The sequence below is a fragment of the Hymenobacter coccineus genome (assembly GCF_001816125.1).
GTDB lineage: Bacteria > Bacteroidota > Bacteroidia > Cytophagales > Hymenobacteraceae > Hymenobacter > Hymenobacter coccineus.
In genome coordinates, this window is record NZ_MDZA01000308.1 from 1 (window position 1) to 16,882 (window position 16,882).

Below are 16,882 nucleotides of genomic sequence, written 5' to 3' on the forward strand. Positions count from 1 at the left end.
CACTGCTCCGCCCTGCGGCTTCCAGTACCCCGCTCGCCAACATTTTGCCGGGCGGCCGCCCGCCAGCCGACAGGCTAGCCGCTTCCTGGCCGCGCGTCGAACTGGCCAGCACCAGCAAGGCCCCACCGGGCCGCAGGTGCGCGGTGGCGTGCGCAAGGCCCTGCTTCAGCACGAACCGTTCCCCCATCGGCACCTCGGCAGCCGGCGCGGGCCCCGGGGTAGTCGCGGGCAGCGGCGGCACAACGGCCCGTTTCTTCGGCAGCGGGCGCTTGGCGGGGGCCCCAGCCGCGGCAACGGGTGGCACCGCAGCCAGTGTGGGGCCCCAGCGGCGGCCAGCGCCGTCCCCATCAAAAATGCCTGGGCTTCGGCCGGAGTGATGGTGAGCACCTTGGCGGCCAGCAGCTGCACCATGGCGGCGGGCAGCGACGGAAACGGCGGCTGCGACACCAGTTTCTGGGCGTCGGGCAGCACGTCTTGCATGGCGCGCTCCTTCTTGCCCAGCATCAGGTAGGCCTCGGCTTTGCGGCGGGCCGAGTGGTTGAGGATGTTGTCGCGGAGCAGAAACGTGTCGAGGTAGCCGGCGATTTCGTCCGGCTCATCTTCCTGCAAATCAAACTTGCAGAACAGCTTATCCTTGAATTCGCCGCTCGTGAAGGAGAAGTAAAACCGCCAGTGCCGGCCGTCGGTGATGATGGTGAAGAGGGCCGTGTGGTCGCGGTTGTAGTCGCGCAGCTGCCGTTCCACCGCCGCTAGATCGGCCGCGAAGGCCCCCACGGCCTTGCACTCGATGAACACGGCCGTGGCTTCAAAACCGGCGGTGAACAGGGCCACGTCCACCCGCGTGTTATCCTCCTTTTTGGTGGCCTTGAACTCGGTGTACACCTCCGTGGGGTTCCACACGTCCCAGCCCAGCGCCTGCACCACCCGCGCCACCAGCGAGAGGCGCACGTGCTCTTCGTTCTTGTATTCGTGGCGGCGCAGGCGCTGCCGGATGTCCAGTAAAATCTCTTGCATTGCCGCGTGTCGGTATGGGGGCCCAATGCCAAAGAACGCACCAAAATTCGCAAGGCCGGGGCCCCAATCCGCCGTAACTTTCGGTAATGGTTCGCTCCCTGGCCCGCTCGTTTTTTCTCGCCCTTATCTGGCTCTACCGGCACCTGATTTCGCCGCTCACGCCGCCCAGCTGCCGCTACACGCCCACCTGCTCGGCCTACGCGGCCGAGGCCATCACCAAATACGGGCCCTGGCGCGGGGGCCGGCTGGCGCTGCGGCGCATCGGCCGCTGCCACCCCTGGGGCGGCCACGGCTACGACCCGGTGCCGTAGGTTGGTGGGGCCCCCGCGGGGCAGTTTCCAAGACGTCGGGCTGTAGCGCGAACTCTGTAGTTCGCGGCTCTCGCTTCGTCCTGTCGGTTACCGTTGGGCGACTGGGCAGCGCCGCGAACTACAAAGTTCGCGCTACAGCCAAAAAGGCCGCTTGCGTTGCCCGCTTGTGGCGGCAAAGCAAGCGGCTTTAAGGGGATGCGCGGGGCCCCACGGGGCCCTAATCAGTTACCAACCCGGGTTTTGCTTGATGTTGGGATTGGTGTTCAGCTCGCCTTGCGGGATGGGGAAATAGGCGTTGCGGGCCGTGAAAAACTCCTTACCTACTTTGTCGCTGTTCTTGATTTCCTGCTCCAGCAGGCCCCAGCGCTTCAAGTCGTAAAAGCGCTGGCCTTCGCGGAAGAATTCGAGCATGCGCTGGTGCCGGAGTTCAGCCATCATTTGTGAGGCATCGAAGCCTGCCGCTAGCGCCGTCAGTTTGGCGCGAGCCCGGACGCGGTTAATCAGTGGGTAGGCTTCGGCCGGGCGGCCCTGCATGGTCAGCGTCTCAGCGTACAGCAGCAAAATGTCGGCGTAGCGCAGGACTTTTTCGTTGATTTCCGAGATGTAGATGCCCTCGTTGGCTTCGCGCCAGTTCTGGTACTTGCGGACCATCGACTTGTAGCCAAACACGAGCTTGAAATCGGTGAATGGCCGGTTGTAGTACGTGGCGCCGGGGTAGTCCCACACCAGCGAGGCGTACATGCGGGGGTCAAGGGAATCGCCTACGGCTTTCTCCCGCTGGAACTCGTTGAAAACCTTGTCGGTGGGCGATACTTCGAACCAACCGGCCACTTCGGTGGGGGCAAATTCCTGGGCCGTCGTCACGCCCAGGGCCTCGTTGGCGTTTTCGCCGGCCCAGGGCTGCGAGCCGCCCACGTTTTGGTTCTGAATCTCGAAGAGCGACTCGGCGTTGTTGTCGCCAGTCTTCACGAAGTTGTCCTCAAATTTCGGCATCAAGGCGTAGGTGAAGGGCGACTGCGCCACCCCGCTGGGCAGGGCCAGCTGCTTGAAGGCCTTCTCGGCCTCGGCCCAGTTTTTCTGGTACACGTAGGCCTTGCCCAGGAAGCCCAAGGCGGCGCCCTTGGTGGCGCGGCCCACCATGGCGGCCGGGTAGGCCGCAGGTAAGCCGGCGGCGGCAGCCTGCAAGTCGCTCACGGCCTGCGCCCACACGGCGGTTTCGGGCGACTGGCTGGCGAAGTAATCGGTTCGCTCGACCGGCACCTTGGTGATGATGGGCACCGACCCAAAATTCATGGCCAAGTAGTAGTAGTTCAGCCCGCGCAGGAATTGAGCTTCGGCGATGTACTGCTGCTTGGAAGCGTCGGGGAGCGACGAGAGGGGTGCGTTCTCGATGATTTGGTTGGCCCGAAAAATGGCCGTGTAGAAGCCCGTGAACAACGAGCCAGGCACGCCCGTGGTGGCGTTGTTGGTGAAGGTGGCGAGCTGGTACAAGTCCTTCACGTCGTTGCGGATGACGAAGTCGTCACCGCGGCCATTGGTGGTTTCAATGCCGCGCACGCCGAAGTAGCCGTTGTTCACGTCGTGGAACACCTTGTAGGTAGCGGCCAGCCCCGACATAAAGTCGGCGTCGGTTTTCCAGAAGTTGGTTTGCACCACCGAGTTGGGGCTCACCTGGTCGAGGTTTTTGGTGCAGGCCGCCAGGCTCAGGGCCAGGCAGGCAATGTAAAGAGCTGATTTCATGACAGTAGCGCGTTAAGAAACACCTAAAAAGAGAGCTGGACGCCCAGCAGCGAGTTGCGAGCCAGTGGGTAGGCCACGTGCGGGAAGTCCACGCCGCGGTCGAGGATGCCGCCGCCCGGGCTGCCGGCGTTGTAGCGCCCCAGGTCGGGGTTGAAGCCCGTGTACTTGGTGATGGTGAACAAGTTGTCGAAGCTCAGGTAGATGCGGCAGGAGCTGATTTTGGCGCTCGTGAGCAGGTTTTTCGACAGCGTGTAGCCCAGCTGCAGGGTGCGCAGCCGCAGGTAAGAGCCGCTCTCCAGGAAGCGGTCGGAGGTCTGGCTGTTCAGGTTGGGGTCGTTGATGACGGCCCGCGGGAAGTTGGTGTGGTTGTCGGGCGTCCAGGCGTTCAGGGTGGCCGGCGAGTAGTTGAACTCCAGGTTCATGCCTTCCAAGTCTTCCCGGGCCCCGTTGTAGATTTTGTTGCCCTGGGTGCCCTGGAAGAACAGGCTCAGGTCGAAGTTTTTCCAGGCCGCGTTGGTGCCGAAGCCGTAGGTGAACTTGGGCGTGGGGCTGCCGCAGTACTGCCGGTCGTTCTGGTCAATCTGGCCGTCGCCGTTCGCGTCCACAAAGCGCACGTCGCCGGGCTTGGCGCTGGGCTGAATCAGCTTGCCGTCCTGGCTGTGGGCGTTCACCTCGTCCTGCGAATTGAAAATGCCGTCGGTCCGAATCAGGTAGAAAGCGCCGATGGGGCCCCCAGCCTCGGTGACGGTGGCCGAGGCGCCGTGGTGGGTGGGCTGGCCGCCGAAGATTTGCTGGGTACCGGTGCCCAGGAAGTCCACGTTGTTGGCAATAGCCGTGAACGTGCCCGTTACCTGGTAAGTAAAGTCGCCCACTTTGTGGTTGTAGGCCAGGCCGGCCTCGATGCCCTTGTTGGTAATCTGGCCGGCGTTGACGTAGGGCGGCGAGCCGCTGGCGCCGGTGGTGAGCGGGATGGGCACTTGCAGCAGCACGTCGGAGTTCTGCCGCACGAAGTAGTCCAGGGTCAGGTTCAGCTTGTTGTCGAAGAAGCCCAGGTCGGTACCCACGTCAACGGTTTTCGACGTTTCCCACTTGATGTTGGGCGTGGAAAACGTGGTCTGGATGGCCCCCGACCATAGGTGCTGGTCCTGGCCAATCACGTAGTTGGTGTTGGAGGCGATGAGCGGGATGTAGCGGTAGTCGTTGATTTCCTGGTTGCCCAGGATGCCGTAGCTAGCCCGCAGCTTGAAGTTGCTCACCACGCCCAGCGCGGACTTGAAGAACTGCTCGTTGGCCACGTTCCAGGCCAGGGCGATGGACGGGAAGTTGCCATATTTATAAGCCGGCCCGAAGCGCGACGAGCCGTCGCGGCGGAACGTGCCGGTGATGACGTAGCGGTCGTCGTAGGAGTACACCAAGCGGCCCAGGTACGAGAGCAGCGCGCTCTGGTAGGCGTTGCCGCCGCTGGCAATGTTGGTAATGCCCGCGTCGAGCTGCTGGATGCCGGTGGGCATGCCGCTCTTCGAGCCGCTGAGGATTTCGTACTTGGTGTTCTGGTAAGTGTACCCGGCCAGGGCGTTGATGCTGTGCTTGCCCACCACGGTGCCGTAGTTCAGGGTGTGTTCCTGCAGGAAGTAGTTCATCTGCGAGCGGTTCTGGAAGAGGTCAGCGTCGGCGTTGTTGAACAGCGCGTTCTGGCCCTTGAGGTCCCCCAGGGCGTAGGGAGAAGTGTAGTCGTTGTAGGCCCCAAAGGTGTTGGTGTAGCCCACATTGAAGCGATACTTGAGGCCCTTGAACAGCGACACCTCCGCGAAGGCGTTGATGATGGCGGCGGTGCTGTTGGTTTCCGGCTTTTCCAGGTTCAGCTGGGCCACGGGGTTGGCCACGTTCACCACGGGCCCGTAGGCCCCGGCGTAGCCGCCCACCGCGTCGGGGGCGTACACGCCGTACACCGGAATCATCTTCAGAGCCGAGCCCACTGGGTTGCCGCCCTGGCCGCCCCAGCCGCCGGCCATGCCGCGCCAGTACTCCTTGGTCAGAATCACCGTTTCGCCCACCCGGAAGCGGCCCTTGGTGAAGTCGGTTTTCAGGCGCAGATTCCAGCGGTTATAGTCGGTTTGCTTCACGATGCCCTGCTGGTCGAGGTAGGCCCCCGAGAGGCTGTAGGTGAAGTTGTCGCCGCCGCCGCTGGCCGCCGCGGTATAGTTCTGCATGGGCGCCACGCGGTAAATCTCCTTTTGCCAGTCGGTGCCGGCGCCCAGGGTTTCGGGGTTTTTAGCAATGTCGAGCCGCGGCAGGCCGGCGTTGTCGTGGGCCGCGTTGCTCACGCCCGCCCACTCCGAGGCGTTCAGCACCTTAATCTTGTGGGCAATCTGCTGGGCCCCCACGTAGCCGCCTACGTCGATGCGGTTCTCGCCTTTCTTGCCTGACTTGGTCGTGATGAGCACCACGCCGTTGGCCGCCCGCGAGCCGTAGATGGCCGCCGCCGAGGCGTCTTTCAGGATGTCGAGCGAGGCAATGTCGGTCGGGTTCAGGTTGTTGATGTTGTCCACCTGCACACCGTCCACGATGTAGAGCGGGTTGTTGTTGTTGAGCGAGCCGGCCCCGCGCACCAGGATGCGCACCCCGGAGCCGGGGTCGCCGCCCGCCGATTCGATCTGCACGCCGGCCACGCGGCCTTGCAGCGACTTCTGCACCGTGTTGGAGCCCTGCGTGCGGATGTCCTCCGCCTTGATGGACGAGATGGCGCCCGTCACGTCTTGCCGGCGCTGGGTGCCGTAGCCCACCACCACTACTTCGCCCAGGGCCTCGGTATCGGGCGCTAGCGCGGCCCCCACAGTGCTGCGGCCGCCGATGGCGGCCTCCTGCGCCTTGTAGCCCACGAAGGAAAATAGGAGTACGCCGGTGGCAGGGTTCGGCACGGCGAGGGAGTAGTTACCGCCCACATCCGTGGCCGTGCCCACCGACGTGCCCTTAAGCAGCACCGTGACGCCGGGCAGACCTACGCCGCTGGCATCGGTTATTTTTCCGGTTACGGTCGTGCCCTGGGCATAGGCCCCGGCCATTGACCACAGAAGTAACAGGAGGCACCAAAGGCCACCTTTTGGGAGGGTAACGTTTTTCATAAGCTGCGCTGGTTGGTAAGGTGAGGGATAGAGGTAGGGATAGTAAAAGCAGGGGCCCCGCACCGGCGGGGAGTACTTAGTGGGCAGGCCGGCGAAAGAGCAGGTAAGATGCCGGGTTAGACAATCGTTTGTTATTGTATTAACAAGATGCCGCGTTCCAAAACCAAATCCTGGGTGCTACCAGCTAGAGCGGCACAATCCATTTATATGGCTATCTAAGTGCAATTATAGACGGAATTTGTAGATAAAGCCAAATGGGTCTTGGATTTAACTTAATTATATTGAACTGCTACGCACCCAATGCACGGGATACCTGCTATAAAACCGGAAGCATTTTGACCTAGGACGATAATTAACGCAAACGTTTGATAAGTAACAGAACAATTAATATCGTGGTCAATAGCTATTAAGTACTGTTAGTAGCAAACATTATCATGTTGCTTGCTCGGCGGTATGGCCGGGCCTGGGGGCCCTGGCATACCGGCATCTTTTAACTACCAGCGCCAACTAAACCGGGCTCCAGCTGCGTAGAAGGCAGCTATGAAATCTTCACTCTTCCTGCCCGCCAGCCTCGCCCTGCTTCTAACGGCGGCAGCCTGCTCCCAGGCCCAAAATGACCAGGCCGCCACCCAAACCGATGCTACCCAGCAAACCGGGCCGGAGCAAGGCCAGCAAGCTGGTGGCAAAAAGAAAAAGGACAAGGGCGGCGACCGCCGCAAAGACAAGGACGCCGCCGCCCAAATCCCGGGCCTGCGCCAGGTGGGCTCGCTCAAGGGCGTGGTGTCCGAAAGCTCGGGCCTGTGCCCAGCCGACCAGCCGGGCACCTACTTCAGCTTCGGCGACGAGGGCAACGACGCCACGCTGTACCGCATCAGCGCCACCGGCCAGTTGCAGGGCACGTTGTCGCTGGGTACCAACAATTCGGACTGGGAAAGCCTGAGCCGCGACGACCAGGGCAACTACTTCGTGGGCGACTGCGGCAACAACGAAAACGACCGCCGCAACCTGGTCATCCACCGCTTCCGCCCCGAGCAGCCCCGGCAGGTAGCCGACATCAAGTTCAAGTACCCCGACCAAACCGCGTTTCCGCCCGAGAAGAAAAAGGCCCGCAACTTCGACTGCGAGGCCAGCCTCTGGCACGGCGGCAAGGTGTGGCTCTTCAGCAAAGACCGCGGCACCGACGCCACCAGCAAGGTGTACAGCGTGCCCGACCAGCCGGGTAGCTACACCGCCCAGCTCGTTACGAAACTGGCCATCCCCGGCCAGGTAACCGATGCCGCCCTGCGCCCCGACGGCCACCGCCTCGTGCTGCTGGGCCGCGGCGAGCTGTTCGTGCTCGATGGCAACTCGTGGGATGAAATCCTCAAAGCCACGCCCCGCCAGGTGAGCCTCGCCGGCGCTGGCCAAACCGAAGGCGCGGTATTTAAAGATGCCAACACGCTGCTCATCAGCACCGAGCAAGGCAGCTTTTACGAGTTCACGCTACCATTTAGTTTGAGGTTGTACGACTGTAGCTTGACTTTGTAGTCCGAGCGTGAGCGCAGCGAGCATCTTGCGCTTAGCCGGTGCTAACGGGATCTCGCTGCGCTCGCGCTCGGACTACAAAGTCCAAGCTACGTTTAAACGACAGGGCCCCCACGGTTGCGTAACCGTGGGGGCCCTGTCGTTTTGGCTAGGTGCGGGGCGCTACTTGCGGCCAGCGGCGGGCGCGATGGTGGGGGCCCCAGCGGCGGCGGCTTCGGCCGCGTCGAGGTCGCGCGGGGCGTAGCCGTAGGGGTTGTTCGGGTCTTTGCCGGCCCGCAGCAGCACCCAGATGCCGATGAGGATGAACGGGATGCTGAGCAGCTGGCCCTGGTTGAGGAAGTTGCCGTTCTCGAACGATACCTGGTTCTCTTTCAGGTACTCCACTAACAGGCGGAAAGTGAAGAGCAGCACCACAAACAGCCCGAAGAGCTGCCCGCGCGGCGTTTTTTCCCGGGTGCGGTTCCACATCGAATACAGCAGCGCGAGCAGGAACACGCAGAACAGCGACTCGTAAATCTGGGTGGGGTGGCGCGGCACGGCCATCGGCGCGTCGGGGGCCACGGGCGTGCCTTCGGGCAGCAGGCGGTAGCTGGTGGTACCGTCGACCAGCTGCACGGGCACGGCGGCCACCTGCACGGCCCCGGCGGGCAGCGGGCGCGTCACGGGCACCAGGTGCTCCACGTCGCGCGGGAAGGTGAAGGCCCAGGGCGCGTCGGTGGGCTTGCCCACGATTTCGGAGTTCATCAGGTTGCCCATCCGAATGCAGGCCCCGCCCAGGGCCACCACAATCACGATGCGGTCGAGCGTCCAGAGGTAGTCAAACTTGTTGTTGCGCGAGAAGAGCCACACCGCCAGTAAGATGCCAATGGTGGCGCCGTGGCTGGCCAACCCGCCGTGCCAGATCTTAAACACTTCCAGCGGGTCTTTCAAAATGGCCGGCTCGTAGAACAGCACGTGCCCCAGCCGGGCCCCCACGATGGTGCCCACCAGCATGTACACCGTGATGACGTCGACCCAAAGCGGGGAAGTTTTCTCCGACCGGTAGATATGGCTCAGCACGAACGTGCCCAGCACGAACGGCGCCATGAACAGCAGCCCGTACCAGCGCGGCGTGAGGGGCCCTATTTCCAGCCCAAACACGTGCCAGGGCCCCGCCGCGAAAATGGTGGGGTCAACATTCCAGAAAATACTTGCGAGGGAAGAAAGCATGCGCAGCGAAGGTGAAAGATGGTTTCAAAGGTACTAAGCCCCCGGGCTTGGGGCCGGACCGGCCATTTGGGGCCCCCAGCGGCCGGCCCGGCCGGGGCATTCAAACGGCCCAGCCAGCGGGGGAAAATCAGCGCGGGAGCGGCGGCGAAGTGGCAGCCTGGGCCCCCGGCCCGGCCGGGCGGGCTGGGGCCCCGTCGCCGCTAAGGGCCAGCACCACCACGCCGAGCAGCACGGCGTAGGCGGGCCGGCGCAGCCAGGCGGGCAGCACCAAGGCCGCCGTGGGGGCCCCGGCGGTAAGCCGGGCCTGCACCCGCTGGTAGAAATACGGGCGGGGCTGGGCCGGGGGCTGGGCGCGCAGCTGGCGCAGCAGGTCGTCCCAATCTTCGTCGGGAGCCGGGCGGGCGGGAATATCAGTCATGGCAGACAGCGGGTTACAGGTATTGACGGAGGGTTTGACGGGCCCGGAACAGCAACGATTCCACGGCGGGCACGCTGGTACCGAGCACGGCCGCGATTTCCGCGTAGCTCAGCTCCTGCTCGTGGCGCAGGGTGAAGGCCACTTGTTGGGCATCGGGCAGGCGGGCCACACGCGCCAGCAGCAGTTGCAGCTGCTGCTGGCCTTCAAGCAGGGCCAACGGGTGCGCGTGGTCGGGCGGCTCGAGCAGCCGGCGGGGCCCAGGCCCAGCAGGCTGGTTACGTAGGCCAGGCGCTTTTTAGCGCGGGCCCGCCGGCGGTTTTTCAGGGCCCGCGAGGTGGCCAGCCGGTACAACCAGGTGCTGAGGGCGGCCTCGCCCCGGAACCGGCCAATGGTTTGGTACACTTCTACAAATACCTCCTGGGCCACGTCCTCGGCTTCTTCCGGCGAGCGCAGCAGGGCCAGCGCCGTGCGGTATACGCGCCCCTGGTAGCGCGCCACCAGGGTGCGGAACGCGGCCTCGCTGCCCTGCTGCAACTGCACCACTAGCTCAGCATCGGCCATTGGGGCCCTAGCCGGGGCGGCGGGGGGCGGGCCGAGGGCCTCAAGCAGCGGAGCGCGGTAATCCACGGAAATCAAGCCAAAACAGTTGATGAACCACCCACCCGGCACCGGCCCGCGGCGCAGCAATTATGGTATTCGGCAGCTTGGGCCCCGCTTAGCCCAAGAACTTGCGCAGTGCACCGGCAATATTTCATAAGACACTGGCTGGCAGCAGTTTTTTTTCAAACACCTCTGCCAGCACAGGCCACCCGGCGGTAAGCAGCGCGAACTGCGCAACTCACGCCACTCACCGCCGCCACCCGGCCAAAGGCTGGGGCCCCTACAGCGCCGCCAGCTCGGCCGCGAAACCGCCGCTGAGGATGGGGAAGCGCAGCCACGAGCGCGGGTCCACGTTGTAGTCGTCAAGGTGGAAGCTCGGGGCGTACCGCTCACGCTTCCACTGGTTGCGGCTCCAGAGGGTGTAGAAGCGGCGCACGTAGGTGCGCAGCTGCTCGGCATCGGCGCCGGGGGTTTCGGCCACCAGCTGGGCCAGCACCGCGGCGGGCGCCAGGCGCTCGTAGAAGGCGAGGCGCTCGATGCGGTTGAGCAGCGGGTAAGGCATCAGGTCGCGCTCGTCGGTTTGCTTGTCGGCCAGCGGGCGCAGCTCGGCGGTGGGCTGGAGGGCGTTCACGTGGCGCAGGGCCCCGTAGCCCAGCTCGGTTTCGGCCCAGCGCAACCACTGCTTCACGAAGGCCTTGTCAACGCCCGCAATGGGCGAGATGCTGCCAGCCGTGTCGCCATCCATGGTGCAGTAGCCCACGCTGGCCTCCGAACGGTTGGAAGTGGTGAGCAGCAGGCAGTTCTGCACGTTGGCCAGCAGCCAGATGCCCGGGGCCCGCACCCGCGCCTGGATGTTTTGCAGGGCCAGATCGTCGGTATCCCAGGCCAACTCGCGGCCCAGGGCCCCCGCTATTTTGCCCACGTAGCCGGCCACCTCGTCGTCGATGGTCCAGTTAAAAAACCGGGCCCCCAGGCTATCCGCCAGCTCCTGGGCCGACTCAAACGTATCATCGGAAGAATTAACCGTACCCTGGTAGGCACAGGTCAGCAGGGCGTTAACGAGCTGCTGGTTGTCGGTCAGCGCCGGGGCCCCGGGCGCTTCTTTGGTAGCCGGCGTGTCTTGCAGCGTCTGGGCGGCCGCCCGCCGGCCCCCTGCTGCACCGCCACCGGGGCCCCATCGAAGCAACCGCTACGCCGCTTGAACTCCGCCAGCCCCAACTCTTCCACGCCCAGGCGCACCATCTCGGCCACCCCCACGGCGCAGAAGCACGAGTCGGCCCCGCCGCTCAGGCTCAGCACGAAGCCGCGGCTGCGGGCCTTGCGCAGGTAGTCAAACAGGGCCAGGCTCATGGCTTGGTTCAGCTCCTGGTACTCGTCGGGGGCGGGCAGCGGCACGATTTCCGCGGCCGGGGCCAAGTCGTGGCCAAAGTCAACGTCCACCCACTCCAGGTCCACTTCCTTGAAGCTCAGCAGCTGATTGCGCCGGAGCAAGTGGCCGTTGCGGGCCACCAATATTTCACCGTCGTAGATGATGCGCCCCGCCTCGTTGCCCAGCAGGTTGGCGTAGAGGTAGGTGCAATGGAAAGTGCGCGAGGCCTTCAGCACCAGTTGGTAGCGCAAGTCCGTCTTGCTCATGGCGAAGTGGCTGGCCGACGGGTTCACAATCAGGTCCACTTTGCCGCGCAGCCGGCAGGCGGGCCGTACGTCGTCGGCCCGCCAAGCATCCTCGCAAATCTCGAAGCCGAACCGCACCCCGCGGTGCTCAAAGGTGAGGTCGCCCAGCGGCCAGGTTTCGGCCCCCAGCGTCACCGTCGTTTCCTCGCCCGCGGGCCAGGCCACAAAAAAGCGCGGCTCGTAGTGCACCCCGTCGTTGGCCAAGAACTGCTTGGCCGCGAAGCCCAGCACCTGGCCGTCGCGCAGCACCGCCGCCGTGTTGTAGGTGCGGTGGTTTAGCCGCACGGGCAGGCCCACGCACACGCAAATTCCGTCCGTCCAAAGCCGGATGTCCTGCAAGCGCGCCAGGGCCTCGGCCGGCAGCCAGTCGCTCAGAAACAAGTCCTCGCAGCCGTAGCCCGTCAGGCACAGCTCGGGCAGGCACAGCAGCTCCACGCCCGCCGCCTTGGCCTGCTCGATGGCCGCGCGGATGGTGCGCAAATTATTTTCCCAGTCGAACGGGATTTGGTTGAGGGCAGCGCCGGCGATACGCATGGTATTCAGTGAACAGTTGGCAGTGAGCAATTAACAAACAGCGGGTAGAAACGGCTCAGCTCATTTGCGCTGGTGGCCGTGGTGTACCACCAAGCTGTGCTTGGTCTCGCGTATGCTGCCCTGGGGCCCTGGGGCAAGACCAAGCACAGCTTGGTGGTACACCACGGCCACCAGCTTACGCCACGCCCAGCGCCGCCAGGGCCCGCTCGGCGGCCAGCTGCTCCGCCTGCTTCTTGCTGAGGCCCATGCCGGTGGCCACTACCTCGTCGTCGAGCAGCACCGTGGCGGTGAACTCCATCGTGCCGCCCGGCCGGGCCTCGCCGCTGAGGTCGTAGCGCAGGTTTTTGCCCTGGCGCTGGGCCCACTCCACCAGCTTACTCTTGAAATTGGCCGTGGTGGTGGTGAGCGTGTGCACGTCCACGAAGCCCTTCACGAGGCGGGTGAGGATGAACTTACGGGCCGATTTGTAGCCCAAATCCAGGTACACGGCCCCCACCAAAGCCTCCAGCGCGTTGCCGTTCACAGAGCGCGAGCGGGCCCCGCGGCCGCTGGCCGCATCGAGCTGCACCAGCTTGTCAAGTCCCAGCTTTAAGGCAATGCCATTGAGGCTCTCGCGGTTGACGATGCGCGAGCGCACCTCCGTCAGGAAACCCTCCTGCTCGTAAGGGTACTTTTGAAACAGGTACTCGGCCACCACAGCCCCCAGAATGGCGTCGCCCAGAAACTCCAGCCGCTCGTTGGTCTGCTGGCGGTTTTTCTCGGGCAGCGCCCGCACCGACGAGGAGTGCGTGAACGCCAGCCGGTACAGCTGAGCATTGCCGGGGGCCTGGCCGGTAACCGTGCCTACGGCCTTGCGGAAGGCCTTGTCGGTGCCAAGCAACCGCGAAACGAAACCTATCACTGATTTTAACTGATTAACCGTGATTTCGCTGATTTAAGTACTGATTGGTCGTGATTAACCGTGACTTCGCTGATTCAATCGTTAATAATCAGCGAAATCACGGTTAATCAGTTAAAATCAGTGATCGAGCTTGCGGAAAATCACCGACGTGTTGTGGCCCCCGAAGCCGAAGGTGTTGCTCATGGCAATGTTCACCTCGCGGGCCTGGGCCACGTTGGGGGTGAAGTTCAGGGCCTGGTTGATTTCCGGGTCGGGCGTGTGCAGGTTGATGGTGGGCGGCACCAGGCTGTTTTGCATAGCAAAAATGCAGGCCACCGCCTCAATGCCGCCGGCCCCGCCCAGCAGGTGCCCGGTCATGCTTTTGGTCGAGGAGATGTTCAGCGCCGTGGCGTGGGCCCCAAATACGGTTTCGATGGCCTTGATTTCGGCCCCATCGCCGAGCGGCGTGCTCGTGCCGTGGGTGTTGATGTAGTCCACGTCCTCCGGCTTGATACCAGCGTCGCGCAAGGCGTTCTGCATCACCAGCACCACGCCCGAGCCCGAGGGGTCGGGGGCCGTGATGTGGTACGCATCCGACGACATGCCGCCACCGATAACTTCAGCGTACATCTTGGCGCCGCGGGCCTTGGCGTGCTCGTACTCTTCGAGCACCAGGGCCCCGGCGCCCTCGCCCAGCACGAAACCGTCGCGGTCCTTATCATAGGGCCGCGAGGCTGAGGCGGGGTCGTCGTTACGCTCGCTCATGGCTTTCAACGCATTGAAGCCGCCCACGCCCGACTCGGTGATAGCGGCCTCGGAGCCGCCGGTCACGATGGCGTCGGCCAGACCCAGGCGGATGTTGTTAAAGGCCGCAATCAGCGCGTCGTTGGAGGAGGCACAGGCCGAGGTGGTGACGAAGTTGGGGCCCCGGAAGCCGTTCTTGATGGAGATGTTGCCCGACGAGGAGTCGGCAATCATGCGCGGGATGAAGAAGGGCGAGTAGCGCGGCGTGCCGTCGCCGCGCTCAAACTGGAAGCACTCCTCTTGCAGCGAGCGCAGCCCGCCTATGCCCGAGCCCCAGATTACGCCCACGCGGTCCTTGTCCACACCTTCCAGCAGACCAGCGTCGGCAATGGCTTCGTCGGCCGCAATGACGGCGAACTGCGTGAAGAGGTCCATTTTGCGGCCCTCTTTGCGGTCGAAGTACGTATCGGGGTTGTAGTCCTTCACCTCGCAGGCGAAGCGGGTTTTGAACTTGGCAGCGGGGAAGCGGGTGATGGGGGCGGCGCCGCTCACACCGTTTTTCAGGCCCTCCCAGTACGCTGGGACGGTGCTGCCAATCGGCGTGATGGCCCCGAGGCCGGTAACGACAACGCGTCGGATAGACGACATAAGCAAGCGCCAACGGCGCAAAAAATGGGGCAGACTAAAACCACGAAACCGGCCGGCGGCGAGCCGGCCGGTCATGGCAACTATAAGGCGTAGAGACTACTTGGCGTGCTCTTCGAGGTAGCTAACAGCCTGGCCCACGGTCTGAATGTTCTCGGCCTGGTCGTCGGGGATGCTCACGTTGAACTCCTTTTCGAATTCCATAATCAGCTCCACGGTGTCGAGCGAATCGGCGCCCAGGTCGTTGGTGAAGCTGGCTTCCGGGGTCACTTCCGAGGCTTCCACGCCCAGTTTATCAATAATGATGGCTTTTACTTTTTCTGCGATTTCAGACATTTCCGTGGGGTTTAAAAAGGATTACGGCGCAAAGTAACGAGAGATTTTCTAACCAAGCCCGGTATTGGGGCCCAAAACTGGGGTGTAAGATTGTGGCCGGGGCCCGTGTTTGGGGCCCCAAACGCCCGTAGCTTTGCCCCGGCTGCCCAGTGCGGCGGCCGCCCGCTGCCGTGACGAAGACTTTTACCCTGGACGTGGAGCTGGCCTGCGATTTCGACCTGTTCGGGCTCGTGTCCAGCGCCCGCGACTACTCGCTGGCCTGGGCCCTCAACCAGGCCCTGCGCCTGCGCTTGCGCCGGCAACCCGACCTGCTGCTGCCGCTGCCCGGGCGCGAGCATCTTGTGTTCAGCCACTACTTGTACGCCACGGAGGTGCTTACGCTGCGCTTGTTCCGCAACCGGGCCCTGGTACCTTCGGCTTTTCCGAAGCCCTTCCTGGCCCCCGACGTGAAGGAGTACGATTATTTGCTGGCCATAACGAACGGCAGCGAGGAGCTGGCCGGCGCGGCCCTGGTGGCCCGCCTCACCGCCTTGGCTGCGGTGCAGTACGCTACCCAGTTCGACCCCAATACGCTTAAGTACAAAGAAAACTTGATTTTGTAGGGCCCCGGTAACCGGCACCGGCCGGTTCCTTTTCCTTAAACTTGCAGCCCGAACCCTTCTCCCCTTCAATGGAAAACCGCCCCAGCTTTAATAAAACCAAAATCGTGGCCACCGTGGGCCCCGCGTCCAACACCTACGAGCGCCTCGGCACCCTCATCCGCGAGGGCGTGGACGTGTTCCGGCTCAACTTCTCGCACGGCAAGCACGAGGAGCACCTGGAGGTCATTAACCTAGTACGCCGCCTCAACAAGGACCTGCGCACCAACGTGGGCCTGCTCCAGGATTTGCAGGGCCCCAAGATTCGCCTGGGCGACGTGGAAGGCGGCGGTGTGGAAATCACGCGCGGCGATAAAATCAAGCTCGTGTGCGGCGAAAAGGAGGTTAGCACGGCTACCCGCCTGAGCACGATTTACCTGGGCCTGGCCCGCGACGTGAAGCCCGGCGACGCCATTCTCATCGACGATGGCAAGATTGAGCTGAAGGTGCTGGCCACCGACCGCGAGTCGGAAGTGGACGTGGAGGTGATTTACGGCGGCCTGGTGAAGCCCCGCAAGGGCATCAACCTGCCCGACTCGAAGGTGTCGGCCCCGAGCATGACGGAGAAGGACATCGAGGACCTCAAGTTTGGCCTGGCCAACGATGTGGACTGGATTGCGCTGAGCTTTGCGCGCCGCGCCGAGGACATTCGCTTCATCAAGCAGCTGATTGCCGAAGCGGGCAAGGACACCCGCGTGGTGGCCAAAATTGAGACGCCCGAGGGCCTGGAGAACCTCGACGAAATCATCGCCATCACCGATGCTGTAATGGTGGCCCGCGGCGACCTCGGCGTGGAGGTGAAGATGGAGGAGGTACCGATGGCCCAGAAGATGATCATCGCCAAGTGCAACGCGGCCGGCAAGCCCGTCATCGTGGCCACCCAGATGATGGAGTCGATGATCACGGCCCCCCGCCCCACCCGCGCCGAAACCAGCGACGTGGCCAACGCCGTGCTCGACGGGGCCGACGCCGTGATGCTCTCGGCCGAAACCGCCGTGGGGGCCTACCCCGCCGAGGTTATCCGCTCGATGGTGGGCACCATCATGAGCGTGGAAACCCAGAGCCCGCGCCTGTTCTACCGCTGGCACACCATCGAGCCGGCCAGCACGTCGTTCATCGCCAACAGCATCTTGTCGGCGGCTTGCCACCTAGCCAAAAACACAGACGCTAAGGCCATCACTGGCCTCACTAACAACGGCTACACGGCCTTCCAGATTGCCAAGTACCGCCCCAAGGCCAGCATCTTCATCTTCACCGGCAACCGCTCGCTGCTCACGGCCCTGAGCCTCGTTTGGGGCGTGCGCGGCTTCTATTACGACCGCTACATCAGCACGGACAGCACCGTAGCTGACATCCGCTCGGTGCTCACCACCACCGGCCACCTCGCCACCGGCGACGTGTTCATCACCACCGGCTCGATGCCGATGCAGGAGAAAGGCAAGGCCAACATGGTAAAAGTTACCGTGGCCTAAGCCAACTGCTTCAGGGGCCAC

The 16,882-nt window shown here is 63.6% G+C and carries 17 protein-coding genes; 4 read left to right on the plus strand and 13 right to left on the minus strand.

What is annotated here, in order from left to right; translation table 11 throughout:
• Window positions 1-187 (minus strand): hypothetical protein (locus BEN49_RS28920; protein ID WP_204376134.1); only part of this gene is annotated, 187 nt, incomplete at its 3' end.
• A complete protein-coding gene (locus tag BEN49_RS15825; RefSeq protein ID WP_070744993.1) occupies window positions 166-1,014 on the minus strand; it encodes a type I restriction endonuclease in 849 nt (282 codons plus the stop codon). The genes BEN49_RS28920 and BEN49_RS15825, both read right to left, overlap by 22 nt.
• Before the next feature lie 86 nt (window positions 1,015-1,100).
• Between BEN49_RS15825 and yidD the strand changes: the two genes are divergently transcribed.
• Window positions 1,101-1,325 (plus strand): membrane protein insertion efficiency factor YidD, encoded by a 225-nt coding sequence (gene yidD / locus BEN49_RS15830; protein WP_070744995.1) that lies wholly within the window; start codon window positions 1,101-1,103, stop codon window positions 1,323-1,325.
• Between the two features lie 225 nt (window positions 1,326-1,550).
• Here yidD and BEN49_RS15835 read toward each other — a convergent pair whose 3' ends face one another.
• Both BEN49_RS15835 and BEN49_RS15840 read right to left on the minus strand, forming a co-directional pair.
• Complete coding sequence (locus BEN49_RS15835; RefSeq protein ID WP_070744997.1) at window positions 1,551-3,065, minus strand: RagB/SusD family nutrient uptake outer membrane protein; 1,515 nt, start codon at window positions 3,063-3,065, stop codon at window positions 1,551-1,553.
• 23 nt (window positions 3,066-3,088) lie between these two features.
• Window positions 3,089-6,127 (minus strand): SusC/RagA family TonB-linked outer membrane protein, encoded by a 3,039-nt coding sequence (locus BEN49_RS15840; protein ID WP_158022969.1) that lies wholly within the window; start codon window positions 6,125-6,127, stop codon window positions 3,089-3,091.
• A 600-nt stretch (window positions 6,128-6,727) separates the two neighbouring features.
• Here BEN49_RS15840 and BEN49_RS15845 point away from each other — a divergent pair.
• Window positions 6,728-7,714 carry an SdiA-regulated/phytase-like domain-containing protein gene (locus tag BEN49_RS15845; protein WP_070745002.1) on the plus strand — a complete coding sequence of 329 codons (987 nt, stop codon included), beginning with the start codon at window positions 6,728-6,730 and terminating at the stop codon, window positions 7,712-7,714.
• A gap of 159 nt (window positions 7,715-7,873) precedes the next feature.
• On the opposite strand, the gene lgt is transcribed toward BEN49_RS15845, so the two are convergent.
• From lgt to BEN49_RS15880, 9 genes are all read right to left on the minus strand, one after another.
• Complete coding sequence (gene lgt / locus BEN49_RS15850; RefSeq protein WP_083326164.1) at window positions 7,874-8,920, minus strand: prolipoprotein diacylglyceryl transferase; 1,047 nt, start codon at window positions 8,918-8,920, stop codon at window positions 7,874-7,876.
• A 127-nt stretch (window positions 8,921-9,047) separates the two neighbouring features.
• Entirely contained in the window at window positions 9,048-9,338 is a 291-nt protein-coding gene (locus tag BEN49_RS15855; protein ID WP_070745006.1) for a hypothetical protein, read from the minus strand.
• A gap of 13 nt (window positions 9,339-9,351) precedes the next feature.
• On the minus strand, window positions 9,352-9,507 hold the full coding sequence (locus BEN49_RS30175) for an RNA polymerase sigma factor (protein ID WP_262490210.1): 156 nt from the start codon (window positions 9,505-9,507) through the stop codon (window positions 9,352-9,354).
• The gene (locus BEN49_RS15860; RefSeq protein ID WP_262490211.1) at window positions 9,447-9,965 is read right to left on the minus strand and encodes an RNA polymerase sigma factor; all 519 of its coding nucleotides are present in this window, start codon (window positions 9,963-9,965) and stop codon (window positions 9,447-9,449) included. The genes BEN49_RS30175 and BEN49_RS15860 overlap by 61 nt, the downstream gene beginning before the upstream one ends.
• Before the next feature lie 253 nt (window positions 9,966-10,218).
• Window positions 10,219-11,124 (minus strand): NAD(+) synthase, encoded by a 906-nt coding sequence (nadE, locus tag BEN49_RS31190; protein ID WP_083326165.1) that lies wholly within the window; start codon window positions 11,122-11,124, stop codon window positions 10,219-10,221.
• The gene (locus BEN49_RS31195) at window positions 11,016-12,146 is read right to left on the minus strand and encodes a nitrilase-related carbon-nitrogen hydrolase (RefSeq protein WP_083326166.1); all 1,131 of its coding nucleotides are present in this window, start codon (window positions 12,144-12,146) and stop codon (window positions 11,016-11,018) included. Before BEN49_RS31195 ends, nadE begins: the two co-directional genes overlap by 109 nt.
• A gap of 175 nt (window positions 12,147-12,321) precedes the next feature.
• Entirely contained in the window at window positions 12,322-13,026 is a 705-nt protein-coding gene (rnc, locus tag BEN49_RS15870) for a ribonuclease III (protein WP_239691966.1), read from the minus strand.
• A 138-nt stretch (window positions 13,027-13,164) separates the two neighbouring features.
• Entirely contained in the window at window positions 13,165-14,418 is a 1,254-nt protein-coding gene (gene fabF, locus BEN49_RS15875) for a beta-ketoacyl-ACP synthase II (RefSeq protein ID WP_070745012.1), read from the minus strand.
• A gap of 96 nt (window positions 14,419-14,514) precedes the next feature.
• Complete coding sequence (locus tag BEN49_RS15880; RefSeq protein ID WP_068229068.1) at window positions 14,515-14,751, minus strand: acyl carrier protein; 237 nt, start codon at window positions 14,749-14,751, stop codon at window positions 14,515-14,517.
• A 170-nt stretch (window positions 14,752-14,921) separates the two neighbouring features.
• On the opposite strand from BEN49_RS15880, the gene BEN49_RS15885 reads away from it, so the two are divergent.
• Together BEN49_RS15885 and pyk are read left to right on the plus strand one after the other, a co-directional pair.
• Window positions 14,922-15,353 (plus strand): IPExxxVDY family protein, encoded by a 432-nt coding sequence (locus tag BEN49_RS15885; protein WP_070745051.1) that lies wholly within the window; start codon window positions 14,922-14,924, stop codon window positions 15,351-15,353.
• A 68-nt stretch (window positions 15,354-15,421) separates the two neighbouring features.
• Complete coding sequence (gene pyk, locus BEN49_RS15890; protein ID WP_070745014.1) at window positions 15,422-16,861, plus strand: pyruvate kinase; 1,440 nt, start codon at window positions 15,422-15,424, stop codon at window positions 16,859-16,861.
• Window positions 16,862-16,882 lie beyond the last annotated feature (21 nt).